Annotated in this window: 14 protein-coding genes; 13 read left to right on the top strand and 1 reads right to left on the bottom strand. The window is 39.9% G+C overall.

All coding sequences use genetic code 11. The features are described 5' to 3' along the window. The first annotated feature begins 54 nt into the window (after positions 1-54). From FTV08_RS11340 to galE, 13 genes are all read left to right on the top strand, one after another. On the top strand, positions 55-978 hold the full coding sequence (locus tag FTV08_RS11340) for a glycosyltransferase (protein WP_180087371.1): 924 nt from the start codon (positions 55-57) through the stop codon (positions 976-978). Next, positions 975-1,871: a glycosyltransferase family A protein gene (locus FTV08_RS11345; RefSeq protein ID WP_180087372.1), complete on the top strand. Its 897-nt coding sequence runs from the start codon at positions 975-977 to the stop codon at positions 1,869-1,871. The genes FTV08_RS11340 and FTV08_RS11345 overlap by 4 nt, the downstream gene beginning before the upstream one ends. 7 nt (positions 1,872-1,878) lie before the next feature. Next, a complete protein-coding gene (locus FTV08_RS11350) occupies positions 1,879-2,874 on the top strand; it encodes an EpsG family protein (RefSeq protein WP_180087373.1) in 996 nt (331 codons plus the stop codon). Then, positions 2,871-3,938: a glycosyltransferase gene (locus tag FTV08_RS11355; protein ID WP_180087374.1), complete on the top strand. Its 1,068-nt coding sequence runs from the start codon at positions 2,871-2,873 to the stop codon at positions 3,936-3,938. The genes FTV08_RS11350 and FTV08_RS11355 overlap by 4 nt, the downstream gene beginning before the upstream one ends. After that, on the top strand, positions 3,925-5,067 hold the full coding sequence (locus FTV08_RS11360) for a glycosyltransferase family 4 protein (RefSeq protein ID WP_180087375.1): 1,143 nt from the start codon (positions 3,925-3,927) through the stop codon (positions 5,065-5,067). The genes FTV08_RS11355 and FTV08_RS11360 overlap by 14 nt, the downstream gene beginning before the upstream one ends. Next, positions 5,068-5,676 carry a sugar transferase gene (locus FTV08_RS11365; RefSeq protein WP_180087376.1) on the top strand — a complete coding sequence of 203 codons (609 nt, stop codon included), beginning with the start codon at positions 5,068-5,070 and terminating at the stop codon, positions 5,674-5,676. Then, the gene (locus tag FTV08_RS11370; RefSeq protein WP_180087400.1) at positions 5,676-6,329 is read left to right on the top strand and encodes an acetyltransferase; all 654 of its coding nucleotides are present in this window, start codon (positions 5,676-5,678) and stop codon (positions 6,327-6,329) included. The genes FTV08_RS11365 and FTV08_RS11370 overlap by 1 nt, the downstream gene beginning before the upstream one ends. A 31-nt stretch (positions 6,330-6,360) precedes the next feature. Continuing rightward, positions 6,361-7,530, top strand: coding sequence for a DegT/DnrJ/EryC1/StrS aminotransferase family protein (locus tag FTV08_RS11375; protein ID WP_180087377.1), 1,170 nt, complete (start codon positions 6,361-6,363; stop codon positions 7,528-7,530). A 130-nt stretch (positions 7,531-7,660) separates the two neighbouring features. Further along, positions 7,661-9,535, top strand: coding sequence for a nucleoside-diphosphate sugar epimerase/dehydratase (locus tag FTV08_RS11380; protein WP_180087378.1), 1,875 nt, complete (start codon positions 7,661-7,663; stop codon positions 9,533-9,535). 12 nt (positions 9,536-9,547) lie between these two features. Continuing rightward, complete coding sequence (gene galU / locus FTV08_RS11385; RefSeq protein ID WP_180087379.1) at positions 9,548-10,423, top strand: UTP--glucose-1-phosphate uridylyltransferase GalU; 876 nt, start codon at positions 9,548-9,550, stop codon at positions 10,421-10,423. Positions 10,424-10,435: 12 nt separating this feature from the next. After that, entirely contained in the window at positions 10,436-11,692 is a 1,257-nt protein-coding gene (locus FTV08_RS11390; RefSeq protein ID WP_180087380.1) for a nucleotide sugar dehydrogenase, read from the top strand. Beyond that, on the top strand, positions 11,692-13,350 hold the full coding sequence (gene pgi, locus FTV08_RS11395; protein ID WP_180087381.1) for a glucose-6-phosphate isomerase: 1,659 nt from the start codon (positions 11,692-11,694) through the stop codon (positions 13,348-13,350). Before FTV08_RS11390 ends, pgi begins: the two co-directional genes overlap by 1 nt. Position 13,351: 1 nt before the next feature. Further along, a complete protein-coding gene (galE, locus tag FTV08_RS11400) occupies positions 13,352-14,368 on the top strand; it encodes a UDP-glucose 4-epimerase GalE (protein ID WP_085064577.1) in 1,017 nt (338 codons plus the stop codon). A 72-nt stretch (positions 14,369-14,440) separates the two neighbouring features. Here galE and FTV08_RS11405 read toward each other — a convergent pair whose 3' ends face one another. Beyond that, positions 14,441-15,811: a phosphomannomutase CpsG gene (locus FTV08_RS11405; protein ID WP_180087382.1), complete on the bottom strand. Its 1,371-nt coding sequence runs from the start codon at positions 15,809-15,811 to the stop codon at positions 14,441-14,443. Positions 15,812-15,823 lie beyond the last annotated feature (12 nt).

Genomic DNA, 15,823 nt, shown 5'->3' on the forward strand with positions numbered 1-15,823 from the left:
GGGCTGTTTAAATTTTGACTAACGCAAGAAGTCTAATAATTTTATGGAGAAGTAGTGTTGTTAAAAGTTGATATTATTATGGCAACTTATAATGGTGAGAAGTATATTGAAAACCAGATACTGTCGTTAATGCAACAAACCTATAAGAGCTGGATTTTATATATTCATGATGACGGCTCATCTGATCATACATTAGAGATCGTGGAAAAATATATGGCTATTGATAGCCGTATAGTATTAATTGAAGATCACGTTAAAGGTCTTAAAGCAGGAAAAAATTTTTTACATACTTTAAAAAATTCATCAGCGGATTACGCAATCTTTTGTGACCAAGATGATATTTGGTTAGAGAGTAAACTGGAAAAATTAGTTAAATCTATAGTCGAAATTGACTCTGTTGAAAAGCCGGTATTAGTTTATTGTGATGGTTATTCTTGGAGTGAAAATGGGAGTATAAATCAAGAGAGTATTTCTACTGCACATGCAAAAGACTTAGAGGATTTTATTTTTTTTAATGGTGGATATCAGGGTTGTTCTATTATGATGAATAAAAAATTGGTAGAAATGACTAATTCATATAATGGATATGTATATCATCATGATGATCTTGTGTCTTTAATGGCACACACTTTCGGGCGAGTTAAATTTATACCAGAACAATTAATGCTATATCGTCAACACTCACAAGCTGTTACTGGAAATAAAAACTTTAAAAAAAATAAATTTGGAAGACTTTTTGGTAATGTAGGTTTTGTAATATCTAGAGAGCACTATAAAGCTAAGTTTGATTTTTATAATTATTATAAAGAATTTATGAGTGAGCATAATAGTAAAGTATTTCAAATGTATTTTTCTTATTCTATTAAAAAATATAGAATAAGGAGATTTATTTATATTCTATTTAGTCCATTAACATTTGGAGGTGATAAAGTGAAATTATTAGCAAAAACTATGCTACAAAGGTTGTTTGATAAATGATTAGTATAGTAACAGCTACTTACAATAGAGCTCATTTATTGCCAAGGTTGTATGAGAGTTTACAAAGTCAAGAAAATAAAGATTTTGAATGGGTGGTTGTTAATGATGGGAGTGTTGATAATACTGAAAATCTTATAATGGAATTTATGGGTGAAAATTTAATAAATATCAATTATATTAAAAAAAATAATGGTGGAAAGCATACTGCATTAAATATCGGAATTGAAGCAGCAAGATATGATTATATTTTTTTTGTAGATAGTGATGATGTTTTACCTGTTAATAGCATTTCTGTTATTTGTGATAAAATTGACTTGATTAAAAATCATAAGAATTATAATCGTATTTCAGGTGTTTGTGGTTCAAAGGCTCATTTAAATGGTCAGTTGACTGGCACAACTCTAAATAAGGATTTGATATGTAATTATCTTGAATTTCGTTACCTTTATAATATTACTGGTGATAAGGCAGAAGTTTTTAAGAAAAAAGTATTAAAAGAATTTAAATTTCCTGAATTTGAAGGGGAAAAATTTTGTCCAGAAGCTTTGGTCTGGAATAGGATTGCAAAAAAATATAATATGTATTTTTTTGATGATGTGGTCTATTTGTGTGAATATCAGTCGGGGGGATTGACTGATAAAATATTCAAAATTAGAAAAGAATCCCCTAATTCAACACTGTTATATTATATGGAACTTTATGAGACAAAAAATATAAGTCGTATGGTTAGGATGAAGGCTTTAATCAATTTTTGGCGTTTTTATGAGGCATCTGATAAAGAGAAGTATTTGGGTAATTTTCCAAAAAGTATACTAAATTTTATGTTGGAAATTTCTTTTAAGGTTTATTTTAGTATGTTTAAACTAGTTTCTTATTTTAAAAAAAGCGTGTGATATTTAAATGAGAAAATTATCAATTTACAATTTAAAAAACTATTTTTTTGCTGTTATTTTTTTACTACCTTTTGTTTTTTTATATTTAATAATTTTCTATATGAGTATGGATGTTGCACTCGATAGAGATAATTATCTTCATATTATGAGCTTTCCTTTTGAGGGAAGAGAAGAGCCACTAATACATATTTACTCCTATATTATAGGTTTTTTTATTTCTAATCCTGTTTATAAATTATTATTTTTACAATTTATATCTATATTAACACTCTTTGTTGTTTTTTTTAAGAAAAATAATCCAGTTAATTTAAGTGGTTTAGTGAAGGTTTTTCTTTGTTTGGTTATATTTTTTGGAATTTTCTCAAATATGTTTGGTGTCCAATTAAGAATTGGATATGCAACTTTAATATTTCTATTTATTGTTTTTTTCTTAAACATTAGACCTAATGTTTATTCAGTTCCTATATTTTTGCTTCCTTGTTTAATGCATAGTGGATTAATTTTTGCGATATTAATTTATTATATTTTTGAATACTTTAAAATTAAATCCTTTAAAAGGTTTGTTATTTTTTTATTGGGTTCTATAATTGCTTCTACATTAATGATTGGGTTTTTACCTATTATTTTTGAAAAAATAGGGGTGAGTTCTTATTATAATAGCTATCTTGAGGGTGGGGATGATTTTGGAAGAAAATATCCTTTTACTGTCCTTTTTTATATGTTTTTTTTGGTTTTTATTCTATATCTCTTTAGAAGAAAAGATATAAAAGATATTCAATTTTGGTATGGTATGTCTGGTATTCTTTTGGTTTATATGGGTTTTGTTTTAAAATTTTATATATCATTTAAAATGTTAGTTCCAATTTCAGCATTTATGTATATATATATTATCTCGAAACTTAATTTTAATAGTTTGAATTCGTATATATTTATAATTGTTAGTTTTCTTCTTGTTCCTTTTAGTTTTTTGATTTTAATGTTACAGGTTGGATTGCTTAAATGAAAATTTTATACCTTATTACAGGTTTAGGTTTAGGTGGTGCTGAAAAAGTTGTTTGCGACTTAGCAGATCAAATGTCTACTTTAGGTCACCAAGTCAAAATTGCCTATTTAACAGGTAAAGTACTAGTACACCCTAAAAATATTAATGTGGATATAATACCTTTAGATTTGAATAATTTCTATGGGTTATATTTAGCATCGAAGAAATATAAAAAACTAATTCAAGATTTTCAGCCAGATGTTGTACATGCACATATGGTACATGCTAATATTTTTACGCGTATAAATCGTATTGGCTGTGCGATACCAAAGTTAATTTGTACGGCTCATAATTCTAATGAGGGTGGAAGACTCAGAATGATTGCCTATCGATTAACAAATTTTTTATCTGATTTTAATAGTAATGTTAGTCAAGAAGCGACAGAGTCTTTAATTAGTAAAGGTGCATTTAATAAAAATAATTTAACCACCGTGTATAATGGAATCGATTTAAGTAAATTTAAATCATTTAAAACAGCGAAAAAAAATGATGAAATAATGGTTTTATCGGTAGGTCGGTTTAATGAACAAAAGGATTATCCTAATTTATTTAAAGCCATAAAAATCTTAAAAGATAATAGTCTTATTGAAAAAGTTAAGTTTTATATCGCTGGTGATGGTGAACTTCGCCCCTATTTGGAAAAAACTATCGAAGATTATGGGATTAAGAATAATGTTGTACTGCTAGGGAAAAGATCTGATATTCCTGAGCTTTTAAATCAAGCGGATTACTTTGTACTTTCGTCTCGGCATGAAGGACTACCAACTGTTGTAATAGAGGCTATGGCTTGTGAAAAGTTTGTTGTCGCTACAGACTGTGGTGGTAGTGCAGAAATTTTGGGGGAAACAGGAATATTAGTACCTATTGAAGATTCAGAAGCACTAGCAAAAGGGTTAGAACAGGCAATCAGCTTAACGGGAGATCAAATAAGAAATAATGGAAAATTGGCTAGAGAAAGAGTCGAAAAGTTATTTTCTTTAGAAGCAAGTATAAATAAATGGTTGGCTTTATATGAAGCTAAATAAAAAAATTGTCTTGATTGGCACAGTTGCATCTAGCTTCTATGGCTTTCGTGCAGATTTAATTCGTACACTCTTAAAAAAAGGCCATCAAGTCTATGCGTTTACCTCGGAATATACGGCAGAAGACCTAAAAAAAATAGAAAAGTTGGGTGCTACACCAATTACATATACATTAAACCGTGGTGGATTGAACCCACTTGCAGATATGATTGCAACTTATCAACTTTCAAAAAAAATTAAAGCAATTAATCCAGACCTTGTATTTTCTTATTTTTCCAAGCCTGTAATTTTTGGTACATTAGCAGCAAAAATAGCTAACGTGTCGCGTATTATTGGCATGCTTGAAGGCTTAGGTTACACTTTTACAGATCAGCCAGAAGGCCTAAGTAAAAAAACGCAACTTATAAAAAAAATACAGGTTTTTTTATATAAAATTGCATTGCCTCAACTTGATCAACTTATTTTTTTAAATCCTGATGATCCTAAAGATTTACTTGAACAACATGCAATACAAGTCAAAAAAGTAGAAGTTTTGGGTGGGATTGGCTTAAATTTAAAAGATTATCCATACCAACCGCTAAATAGCATTCACTTTCCTATAAAGTTTCTATTTATTGGTCGCCTACTTAAAGAAAAAGGTATTTACGAGTTTGTGCAAGCGGCAAAATTAGTAAAAAAAATATATCCTGATACCCAATTTACAGTTCTTGGAGCAATAGACCATCACAATTTAGGTGCATTGCAACAAACAGAGCTTGATACTTTAATTTCTTCAAATATTATTCAATACCCTGGTCATGTGAATACTATTAAAGACTGGATCGCTGACAATCATGTATTTGTATTGCCGTCCTATCGTGAAGGTGTGCCAAGAAGTACACAAGAAGCAATGGCAATAGGACGTGCTGTTATTACAACTGATGTACCAGGTTGTAGAGAAACAGTTATTGATGGTGTAAATGGCTTTTTAGTGCCAAAATGGGATCCTGAAGCTCTGGTGGAAAAAATGATTTATTTCATTGAACATCCAGAACAAATTCGCGTAATGGGTGCTGAAAGTTATAAAATTGCCGTTGAAAAATTTGATGCAGAAAAAGTAAATCAACGTTTAGTGGATATTCTAGGTTTGTAAATGCTAAAACGCTTCTTCGATATTATCATCGCCTCCATTGCCCTGATCCTGCTTTCACCGCTTTATGCCTTTGTGGCTTACAAAGTGAAAAAAAATCTGGGCTCTCCGGTCTTGTTTCGCCAGGTGCGTCCCGGTTTGCATGGCAAGCCCTTTGAAATGATCAAGTTCCGGACCATGAAAGATGCTGTGGACGAGCAGGGTAACCTATTGCCGGACAGTGAACGTTTAACGCCTTTTGGCCAAATGCTGCGTTCTACCAGTCTGGATGAAATGCCAGAACTCTGGAACGTGATCAAAGGCGATATGAGTATTGTCGGTCCACGCCCCCTGCTGATGGAATACCTGCCACTTTACAGCCCCGAACAGGCCAAACGCCATAATGTCCGTCCGGGCATGACCGGTCACGCGCAGGTCAATGGCCGCAATGCCATTGGCTGGGAAGAAAAATTTAAGCTGGATACCTGGTATGTGGAAAATCAGTCGATATGGCTCGACTTTAAAATCATGTTCAAAACGGTACATAAAGTTTTAGCAAAAGATGATATCAGTGCCGAGGGTGAAGCGACCATGACACGCTTTACTGGCTCACAAAACAAGGATGAAACATGATGACAGCTTTATATATTGGTATTTATGGTGCAAGTGGTTTTGGTAAAGAAGTTATGCCATTGGTTCGCCAGCAATTTCCAGCTTTAGCCAAAAATAACTTTGTTTTTATTGATGATGGGCAGGCTGGTAATCATTTAAATGGTTATGCCATTTCTAGTTATGAGGATTTTCTTGCTAAACCAAATACACATAAGGCTGTAACAATTGCTATCGCGAATAGTCAAGTTCGTGAAAAACTGGTTCAGCGTTTAACTGAAGATCAAATTCAGCATTTAGATGTTCATGCAGGCAATACAGTTATTCTAGATGAAGTATATATTGGTGAAGGTAGCTTGCTTTGTCCTTTCACCTGTCTGACGTCAAATATTAAAATTGGAAAATTCTTTCATGCCAATATTTATAGCTATGTCGCTCATGACTGTGTCATCGGTGATTATGTCACCTTTGCTCCCGGGGTGAAATGTAATGGCAATATCCATATTGAAGACCATGCCTATATTGGAACAGGTGCCGTGATCAAACAGGGCACACCGGACAAGCCTTTGGTGATTGGCAAGGGCGCAGTAGTCGGCATGGGGGCAGTCGTCACCAAAAGCGTGCCACCGGGCGTAACAGTAGTCGGTAATCCGGCACGAATTCTAGAGAAAAAATAAGTTTTTAAATTTTAAAAATTCAGGAAACATCATGTTAAACACTGCATTTGAATCATGGCCAAGTTTTACTCAGGAAGAAGCGGATGCGGTTTCTCAGGTATTATTGTCGAATAAAGTCAACTACTGGACCGGACAGGAATGCCGTGAGTTTGAAAAAGAATTTGCCCGTTTTGCAGAAGCACAATATGCAGTCGCATTGGCCAATGGGACGGTCGCGTTGGATGTTGCACTTAAGGCATTAGGCATTGGCGCAGGCGATGACGTAATTGTCACTTCCCGTACTTTTTTAGCTTCTGCCAGCTCCATTGTCACGTCAGGAGCAAACCCGGTCTTTGCCGATGTTGAACTGGACTCCCAAAATATCTCCCGTCGGACCATTGAAGCGGTGATCACACCCAATACCAAAGCCATCATTTGTGTGCATCTGGCAGGTTGGATGTGTGATATGGACCCGATCATACAGTTGGCTTCCGATAAAGGTCTGTATGTAATCGAAGACTGTGCACAGGCGCATGGAGCAAAATATAAAGGTAAATCTGCCGGTTCAATTGGTCATATTGGTGCCTGGTCCTTCTGTCAGGACAAGATTATGACTACGGGCGGTGAAGGTGGCATGGTCACCACCAATGATGAAAATTTATGGAAAAAAATGTGGTCTTATAAAGACCATGGCAAGAACTTTGATAGTATATATAATAAACAGCATCCGCCGGGTTTCCGTTGGTTGCATGATTCCTTTGGTACCAACTGGCGCATGATGGAAATGCAGGCAGTGATTGGGCTTATTCAGCTCAAAATGATGCCGGAATGGACGGAAAAACGTACTAAAAATGCTGAAAGAATTTTGAGTTGTTTTGATAATAGTCCATATTTTACTGTACATCGCCCATCCGATGATTATGTACATGCTGCTTATAAATGTTATGTGCAAGTCAATATCGATGCCTTGCCTGAAGGCTGGTCACGTGACCGAATTATGACAGAGATTAATGCTTTGGGCGTGCCTTGTTTTAGCGGATCTTGCTCAGAGGTCTATTTGGAGCATGCGTTCGATCATACAGAATGGCGTCCAGTAGAGCGTTTAAAAAATGCACAGAAATTAGGCGAAACCAGTTTAATGTTTTTGGTGCATCCGACATTAACAGAAAATAATATTCAGACAACCGAATATGGCATTCAACAAGTGATTGGTCGTATATAATCTATCAATGATTCAGTCACGTAGAATGCACCGATAGGTGCATTTGGTAAATTTATCCAGGTTTCAATTTAGTCATTCTAATATTTAAATTGAGTTGAAACTTATAAGTCATATTGAGAAGACACATCACGTGAAATCTATCATCTTGCCATTAGTTGAATCTCCACGTTCAGCAAAACTCGCGTTTTTAGTCATTTTAGACTTTTGTATTTTCCCTGTTCTAATCTGGCTTTGTTATGCCATCCGACAGTTTGATCTCGGTGCAGAAGTTGTACCTAATATTCCCTTTGGTTCGGTCTGGGTGAGTGCTATTGCAGTCTTTGCGCTGTTTATTTCTGGTGTATACCGTTTTATTGTTCGTACCTTCAATGAATTTTTTATTGCCAAATTAGGTTTGGCAACCCTATTCAGCGTGATTGGTCTGTACTTGTTGGCTTATAGCACGCATGCGTTTATTCCGACCTCAATCCCTTTAATGTTTGGCTTTATGATGTTCGCCTGGGTCTGGTTCAGCCGGAGTATTATTCGTTTTGTCGTTCAATCTTATTTGAAGTCAGGTGTCCCGAAAAAACGTATCGCGATTTATGGAGCAGGTCATGCAGGCCAACAGGTAGCAGCGACTTTAAACCGTTCTAATGAACATCTACCGATTATATTTATTGATGATGATCCGTCTTTAAGTGGTCAAAATATTGGTGGTATCCAAGTTTTTTTACCCCATACTGCTTTGAAATGTTTTACAAAACTCAAAATTGATGAAATTTTAATTGCACTCCCGTCAGTGGGAAGAATCCGTAAAAGTGAGATTGTTAAGTTTTTAGAACCAGCCCACCTTAAAATTACCGAAATTCCAGGTTTAACTAAACTGGTCAATGGTGAAATTCGAATTTCTGATATTCAGGAAGTGGATATTATTAATTTACTGGGGCGTGATCCTGTACCGCCAGTTCCAGCGCTTTTGGCTAAAAATATTAACAATAAAGTAGTTATGGTCACAGGTGCGGGTGGCTCGATTGGTTCAGAGCTATGTCGCCAAATTATTAAAAATCAGCCTCTCAAAATTATTATTTATGAGCTAACAGAATTTGCTTTATATCGTATTGATAAAGAATTACGTCTTACGGCAAGCTGTGAAATTATTCCAATTTTAGGTTCAGTTCTCGACGAACGTAAGTTAGAACGGGTAATTGAACAATATGGTGTGCAAACTGTTTATCATGCTGCCGCATATAAGCATGTACCACTGGTAGAATGTAATCCGCTGGCTGGTTTGAAAAACAATGCCGTTGGAACCGCCTTTAGTGTGAATGCAGCAGTAAAAAAAGGCGTCGAAACCTTTGTGTTAATTTCAACCGATAAGGCCGTACGTCCCACCAATGTGATGGGAGCGACTAAGCGTATGGCAGAGCTGTATTGTCAGGCCATGGCAGAAGCCCAGAACCAGACCCAGATCAGTATTGTGCGCTTTGGCAATGTACTCGGTTCTTCGGGCTCGGTCGTGCCGCTGTTTAAACAGCAAATTGCCAAGGGTGGGCCAATTACCGTGACTGATCCAGAAGTGACCCGTTTCTTTATGACCATTCCGGAAGCTTCGCAGCTGGTGATTCAGGCTGGTGCTTTGGGTACTGGTGGAGATGTATTTTTGCTAGACATGGGCGAGCCGGTACGGATTCAGGATCTGGCACGACAAATGATTTCCCTCAGTGGACTCAAAGTCCGAGACGAGAAAAATCCAAATGGTGATATTGAAATTCAATATACCGGATTACGTCCAGGCGAAAAACTCTATGAAGAACTGCTGATTGACGAAGAAAATACAGAAATTACTTCACATACGCGTATTCTGCGATCTGTCGAAAAACATTATCCATTGACAGAAATTCTGGCAGTATTTAACCGCATACATGAACTTAGCGCGACTCAGGCCGATATTGAATGGGCACTGGCACAACTGGAACATTATGTCGACGGTTATGTACGCGGTAAAGAAATTAAAGTGAACTAGGTTTTTATAGATATGATCAAAAAAGCAATTCTTCCTGTGGCGGGTCTCGGCACCCGTTTTTTACCTGCCAGTAAATCCATTCCGAAAGAGATGGTGACAGTCGTGGATCGCCCTGCGATTGAATATGTGGTTCGTGAAGCAGTCGCTGCCGGGATTGAACAGATTATTCTGGTGACCCACTCTTCCAAGGCCTCGATTGAAAACTATTTTGACCGTAACTTTGAGCTTGAAACCACCCTTGAGCAAAAAAACAAAACCGACTTGCTTAAAGAAATTACTGAAATTCTGCCTGCGGGCGTGAGTGTGATTAGTGTCCGTCAGCCGCAGCCTTTGGGTCTGGGTCATGCAGTTTTATGTGCCAAAGCAGTCATTGGCGATGATGATTTTGCGGTGTTGTTGCCGGATGTGCTGGTCAAGGATCAGGATCCTGAAAATGACCTGTCACGTATGATCCAGCGTTATGCACAATCTAAAGCCTCACAAATCATGGTGGAAGCGGTGCCTGAACATCTAGTGGACCAATATGGCATTGTGGATGTTGCAGCAGTGCCTGCCGAAGGGAACAGTATTGTGATGCAAGGGATCGTCGAGAAACCCGCAGTGGGGACGGCACCTTCAAATCTGTCTGTAGTCGGACGTTATATTCTGCCAGCAAAAATCATGCAGCTTTTAGAACAGACCCCACGCGGGGCAGGCAATGAAATCCAGCTGACCGATGCAATTGCCATGCTGCAACAAACAGAAGCTGTAGAAGCCTATCGTATGAAAGGCCAGACCTTTGACTGTGGCAGTAAGTTAGGTTATCTAAAAGCTGTTTTACATTATGGCGTCGATCATCCTAAACTCGGTACCGAGTTTAAAGCATTGATTCAGGAACTTGCTTTATAGGAAAGGAATAATATGAAAGTCGCAGTATTGGGAAAAACCCTATTTTCCGGGGTCATGTCGGCCCTTTTATCTGAATGTGGTCATCAGGTGGTCTGGTGTAATAGCTTTGGTGCAGATGATTCGGCTCGGCCCTATTTTCAGGATGAATCCCTCCAGCTATTACTGCAAAAACAGGAAAAGTCTGGCTTTTTAAACTGTTGCGATTTTCAGCATCTGGATTTTAATCAGGATGTTTTTTTCTTTAGTTTTAATGCGACTGAAGAGCAACAGGCGTTTCAGATGGTGGATACCATCCGGCATGCCTGTTTTGCCCATCCCAAACTGATGATTAATGCCTCGACCTTTGGCTTGCATGGCACGCAACGCTTTCAGCAGTTGCTGCCGAATGATGACTGGATTTATCTGCCAGATATTATTCAGGAAGGGAATGCACTGCGTAGCTTTACTCAGGCCACCCAGCTGATTGTGGGCTGTGATCATGCAGATATCCAGCCTAAAATCAAAGAACTCTTACGTCCATTATTTCCACGCGCGCAGCAGTATCTATTTATGCCGGTTCTGGATGCCGAATTTACCAAGTTGAGTATTTCCGGCATGCTGGCCACCCGGATCAGTTATATGAATGATCTGGCCAGTGTGGCAGAAAAGCTTGGCATTGATATTGAACAGGTACGGCAAGGCATGGCTGCGGATAACCGGATTGGTTCTGCCTATCTGTTCCCCGGCGTTGGTTTTGGTGGAGAGAATTTCTCCCATGATATCCGGACGCTTACTCACGCCGTGGCAGATTCAGGGGTAAAAAACCAGTTGCTGGAACAGGTCTGGGACATTAACGAACAGCAAAAAGAATTATTGTTCCGTAAACTCTGGAACTATTTCCGTGGAGACTTAAAGGGTAAAGTTATTGCGATCTGGGGTGCAGCCTTTAAGGAAAATACCCCAAGTATCCAGCAGTCTCCGGTACATGCCATGCTGACCGCTTTGTGGGCACAAGGCGTGACGGTCAAGCTGCATGATCCTCAGGCAATCACAAATATTGAAAAGGTTTATGGGCCACGGGAAGACCTGATCCTGTGTAAAGACCAGTATCAGGCTGTGGAAGGGGCGCATGCCTTGTGTCTGATTACGGCATGGAAACAGTACGGCAGTCCGGATTATCCGTATCTAATCAAACTAATGCAGCATCCCCTGATTCTGGATGGGCGTAATCTGTATGATCCGACGTATGTCAAGACACGTGGTTTTAATTATATTGGGGTGGGACGTTAATGTTGAGCCATTTTAATCCAAATCTCGACACTGAAACTGTGTGTCAGAAACTCGCCTCGAACAAAGAACAGCTTCAGTCTGAGCATTTGCGGGAGCTGTTTGCTGCTGACCCGCAGCGTTTTAATCGATATTCTATCCAGTTTGAACAACTGCTGTTTGACTATAGCAAACACCGAATCAATAAGAATGTGATGCAGGGGCTGATCGAATGGGCCGATGCACAGAACCTCAGATCTTGGATTGGCTCCCTATTTTCCAATCAAAAAATCAACTATACCGAGCAGCGTGCTGCCATGCACTGGGCATTGCGCCTGCCGAAACAGGATCAACAGCATGTTGATCTGGCAGCTGATGTGCATGCCCAGCTGGAGCGTATGTATGCGCTGGTGGAACAAATTCATGCCGGACAGCGTCGCGGTGCCACCGGGGAAGTCATTCAGGATGTGGTCAATATCGGGGTGGGCGGATCAGACCTCGGTCCCTTGATGGTCACGCATGCTTTATCTGATTTTAAATACCAGTCTGCCCAGCCACTCAACGTACATTTTGTTTCGACTATGGATGGCAGTCAGTTGTCTGAGCTGTTGCATCAGCTGCGTCCGGAAACGACACTGTTTATTATTTCCTCCAAATCCTTCGGCACCATTGATACCCTGACCAATGCTCAGACGGTACGCTTGTGGCTGGAAAAGGCCTTAGGTCAACATCCTTATATTCTCAAGCATCATTTTATTGGAGTATCAACCAAGCCGGAAAAAATGACCGCATGGGGAATTGCACCGGAAAACCAGTTGCTGCTCTGGGACTGGGTCGGTGGGCGTTATTCACTCTGGTCCTGTATCGGACTGCCAATTGCCTTGAGTATCGGCATTGAAGGCTTCAAGCAGCTGCTGGCGGGTGCCTATGCAGTGGACCAGCATTTTCAGTACCAGCCTTTTGAGCGTAATATTCCGGTATTGATGGGATTGTTGGGAGCCTGGAATACCAATTTTCTGGATATCCAGACCCATGCAATTCTGCCTTATGATGGCCGGCTGAAATATTTTGCCTCCTATCTGCAACAGCTGGAAATGGAATCAAATGGTAAGTCGATCCAGCGTAATGGCGAAAAAGTCCAGTTCGATACCTGCCCGATCATCTGGGGAGAAGTCGGACCGAATGCCCAGCATGCCTTCTATCAGTTATTGCATCAGGGTACGCAGTCAGTCAGCTGTGATTTTATTGCGCCGGTAGAGCGGTATAATAGCCAGCAATATACCTATGTAGACAGTGCCGAAGCATTGGTAGAACAACATCATTTGGCCTTATCTAACTGTCTGGCGCAGTCGCGCTTACTGGCTTTTGGCAATGAAGCGCTGGATCAGGCTGAATTGGCGAGCTTGCCGGCCTATAAGCAGTATGAAGGCAATCAGCCAAGCAGTACCCTGTTATTGCAGGAGCTCAATCCATACAGTTTGGGCATGCTTATTGCACTCTATGAACATAAGGTATTTGTCCAATCTGTGCTGTGGAATATCAATCCGTTTGATCAGTGGGGCGTAGAAAAAGGCAAGGAAATTGCCAACCAGTTATTGCCTATCCTGAATGGTGAACAGACCGATCTGGATGGTCTAGATGGCTCAACCCAAGGTTTAATTAAAGTTCTATTAGGAAAGTAAAATGGCGAAAATTCTGGTCACAGGCGGAGCAGGCTATATTGGTTCACATACCTGTGTGGAATTGCTGAATGCTGGACATGAAGTGATCGTGCTGGATAATCTGTGCAATAGCTCAGCTGAGTCTTTAAACCGTGTCCAGCAGTTAAGTCAAAAAAGCCTGATCTTTGTTGAAGGCGATATCCGGGATAGCCAGCTACTCGATCAAGTCTTTCAACAAAATTCAATTGATGCGGTAATTCATTTTGCCGGGCTGAAAGCGGTGGGGGAAAGCCAGCAAATTCCATTGGCCTATTTTGACAACAATATTGCCGGTTCAATCAGTCTGGTTCAGGCGATGCAGCGCGCACAGGTGTTCAAACTGGTCTTTAGCTCTTCGGCTACGGTCTATGGTGAAGATAATCCTTCACCTTTAAATGAAGAGATGCCTACCGGAATGCCAACTAATAACTATGGTTATACCAAACTGATAGTTGAGCAGCTACTGGAAAAGCTGGCTGTAGCTGATGAACGCTGGTCGATTGCCTTGTTGCGTTATTTCAATCCGGTTGGTGCGCATAAAAGTGGTCAGATTGGAGAAGATCCACAAGGTATCCCAAATAATTTAATGCCTTATGTAACGCAGGTGGCTGTAGGCCGTCGTGAAAAACTGTCTATTTTTGGTCATGACTATAACACGGTGGATGGTACTGGCGTGCGTGATTATATTCATGTGGTCGATCTGGCCAACGCACATCTGTGTGCCTTGAATAACCGTCTGGTTTCCCAAGGCTGCCGTGCCTGGAATATCGGTACCGGTAATGGCATTTCAGTGCTGCAAGTGAAGAATACCTTTGAGCAGGTGAATGGGGTTGCTGTTCCATTTGAGTTTGTACCACGTCGTGAAGGCGATGTGGCGACCTGTTTTGCAAATAATAGCCGTGCAGTACAAGAGTTGGGCTGGACAGCACAATATGGTTTGGAGGATATGCTGGCAGATAGCTGGAACTGGCAGAAACAGAATCCGAATGGTTATCGTTAAAATGTTTATCATTAAATGAATAGAAATGGGAGCAATTTTGCTCCCATTTTTATTCTGCTGGATACCGCAATATTAACTTTGAATCAGCTGGGTCAGCTCATCGACATAGTCCTGCATCGGTCGTGGATGATGATCACGACGGCTTTCAATATTCAAACGCAATAATGGTTCAGTATTGGATGCACGCACATTAAAACGCCAGCTACCAAAATTCAGGCTGACGCCGTCGGTTTGATCAATTTCAGGTTTCTGATCGGCATAATGATCGAAAAGTTTTTGGATGGTCGCCTGGGTATCGGCTACTTTAAAATTAATTTCACCTGAACATGGGAACTTGGCGATCATTTCTTCCACAAGAGAAGATAAGGATTTTCCTGTTTCAGACAGTACAGCGATAGCAAGTAGCCATGGAATCATGCCGCTGTCACAGTAAGCAAAATCACGGAAATAATGATGAGCACTCATTTCCCCGCCATAAGCCGCATTATGTTCACGCATGACATCCTTAATGAAGGCATGACCTGATTTTGATTGGACGGTAATTCCCTGATATTGCTCCACGACATCCAGCGTATTCCAGACCAGACGCGGGTCATGGACAATTTTTTCACCAGACTGCTTCAGCAGAAATGCCTGCGCCAGAAGGCCAACAATATAATAACCTTCAATAAACTGCCCTTTTTCATCGAACAGGAAACAGCGATCAAAGTCACCATCCCAGGCAATGCCCATATCCGCACCATGCTGAATGACCGCATCACGGGTGCTATCACGGTTTTCAACCAGAATTGGATTCGGGATGCCATTCGGGAAGTTACCATCGGCCTCATTGTGAATTTTGACAAATTCAACCGGAATCTGGAGTTGTTGAAACTTCTGTTCCAGCGCATCCACCACATGACCTGCGGCACCATTGCCGGCATTCATCACCAGTTTCATCGGGCGGATTTTTGCCGCGTCAATATAAGTCATCAGGTGATCGATAAATTCAGGCAGGATATTATATTGTTCAGTATGACCTTTTTGGACAACCTCAACGAATTTCCCTGATTCTGCCAAGGCCTGAATTTCTTTTAAGCCTGTATCTGCACTGATCGGGCGGGCATTTTCACGCACCAGCTTCATGCCGTTATAGTCCATCGGATTATGGCTGGCCGTCACTTCAATACCACCCTGAACATCCAGATGGAAAGCTGCGAAATAAACTTCTTCAGTCCCGGTCATGCCCAAATCCAGCACATTGACTCCGGCATCATTCAAGCCGCGAATGGTCGCCTGTTTTAAGTCTTCACTGCTGAGTCGGATGTCACAGCCAATGACAACCGTTTTAGGTTGATAAATCTGTCCATAAGCACGGCCAATTTTATAGGCAATCTCTTCATTGAGTTCGCTACCCAGTTTGCCACGAATATCATAGGCTTTAAAGCAAGTCAGTTGTGTCATTTATAGGCTCTC

The organism is Acinetobacter sp. YH12226 (assembly GCF_013417805.1).
Taxonomy (GTDB): Bacteria; Pseudomonadota; Gammaproteobacteria; order Pseudomonadales; family Moraxellaceae; genus Acinetobacter.

Coding starts and splice junctions, on each gene's coding strand:
- galE (WP_085064577.1), top strand. CDS start 13,352: ATGGCGAAAATTCTGGTCACAGGCGGAGCAGGCTATATTGGTTCACAT.
- FTV08_RS11405 (WP_180087382.1), bottom strand. CDS start 15,811: ATGACACAACTGACTTGCTTTAAAGCCTATGATATTCGTGGCAAACTG.
- FTV08_RS11345 (WP_180087372.1), top strand. CDS start 975: ATGATTAGTATAGTAACAGCTACTTACAATAGAGCTCATTTATTGCCA.
- FTV08_RS11390 (WP_180087380.1), top strand. CDS start 10,436: ATGAAAGTCGCAGTATTGGGAAAAACCCTATTTTCCGGGGTCATGTCG.
- galU (WP_180087379.1), top strand. CDS start 9,548: ATGATCAAAAAAGCAATTCTTCCTGTGGCGGGTCTCGGCACCCGTTTT.
- FTV08_RS11370 (WP_180087400.1), top strand. CDS start 5,676: ATGACAGCTTTATATATTGGTATTTATGGTGCAAGTGGTTTTGGTAAA.
- FTV08_RS11350 (WP_180087373.1), top strand. CDS start 1,879: ATGAGAAAATTATCAATTTACAATTTAAAAAACTATTTTTTTGCTGTT.
- FTV08_RS11365 (WP_180087376.1), top strand. CDS start 5,068: ATGCTAAAACGCTTCTTCGATATTATCATCGCCTCCATTGCCCTGATC.
- FTV08_RS11355 (WP_180087374.1), top strand. CDS start 2,871: ATGAAAATTTTATACCTTATTACAGGTTTAGGTTTAGGTGGTGCTGAA.
- FTV08_RS11360 (WP_180087375.1), top strand. CDS start 3,925: ATGAAGCTAAATAAAAAAATTGTCTTGATTGGCACAGTTGCATCTAGC.
- pgi (WP_180087381.1), top strand. CDS start 11,692: ATGTTGAGCCATTTTAATCCAAATCTCGACACTGAAACTGTGTGTCAG.
- FTV08_RS11375 (WP_180087377.1), top strand. CDS start 6,361: ATGTTAAACACTGCATTTGAATCATGGCCAAGTTTTACTCAGGAAGAA.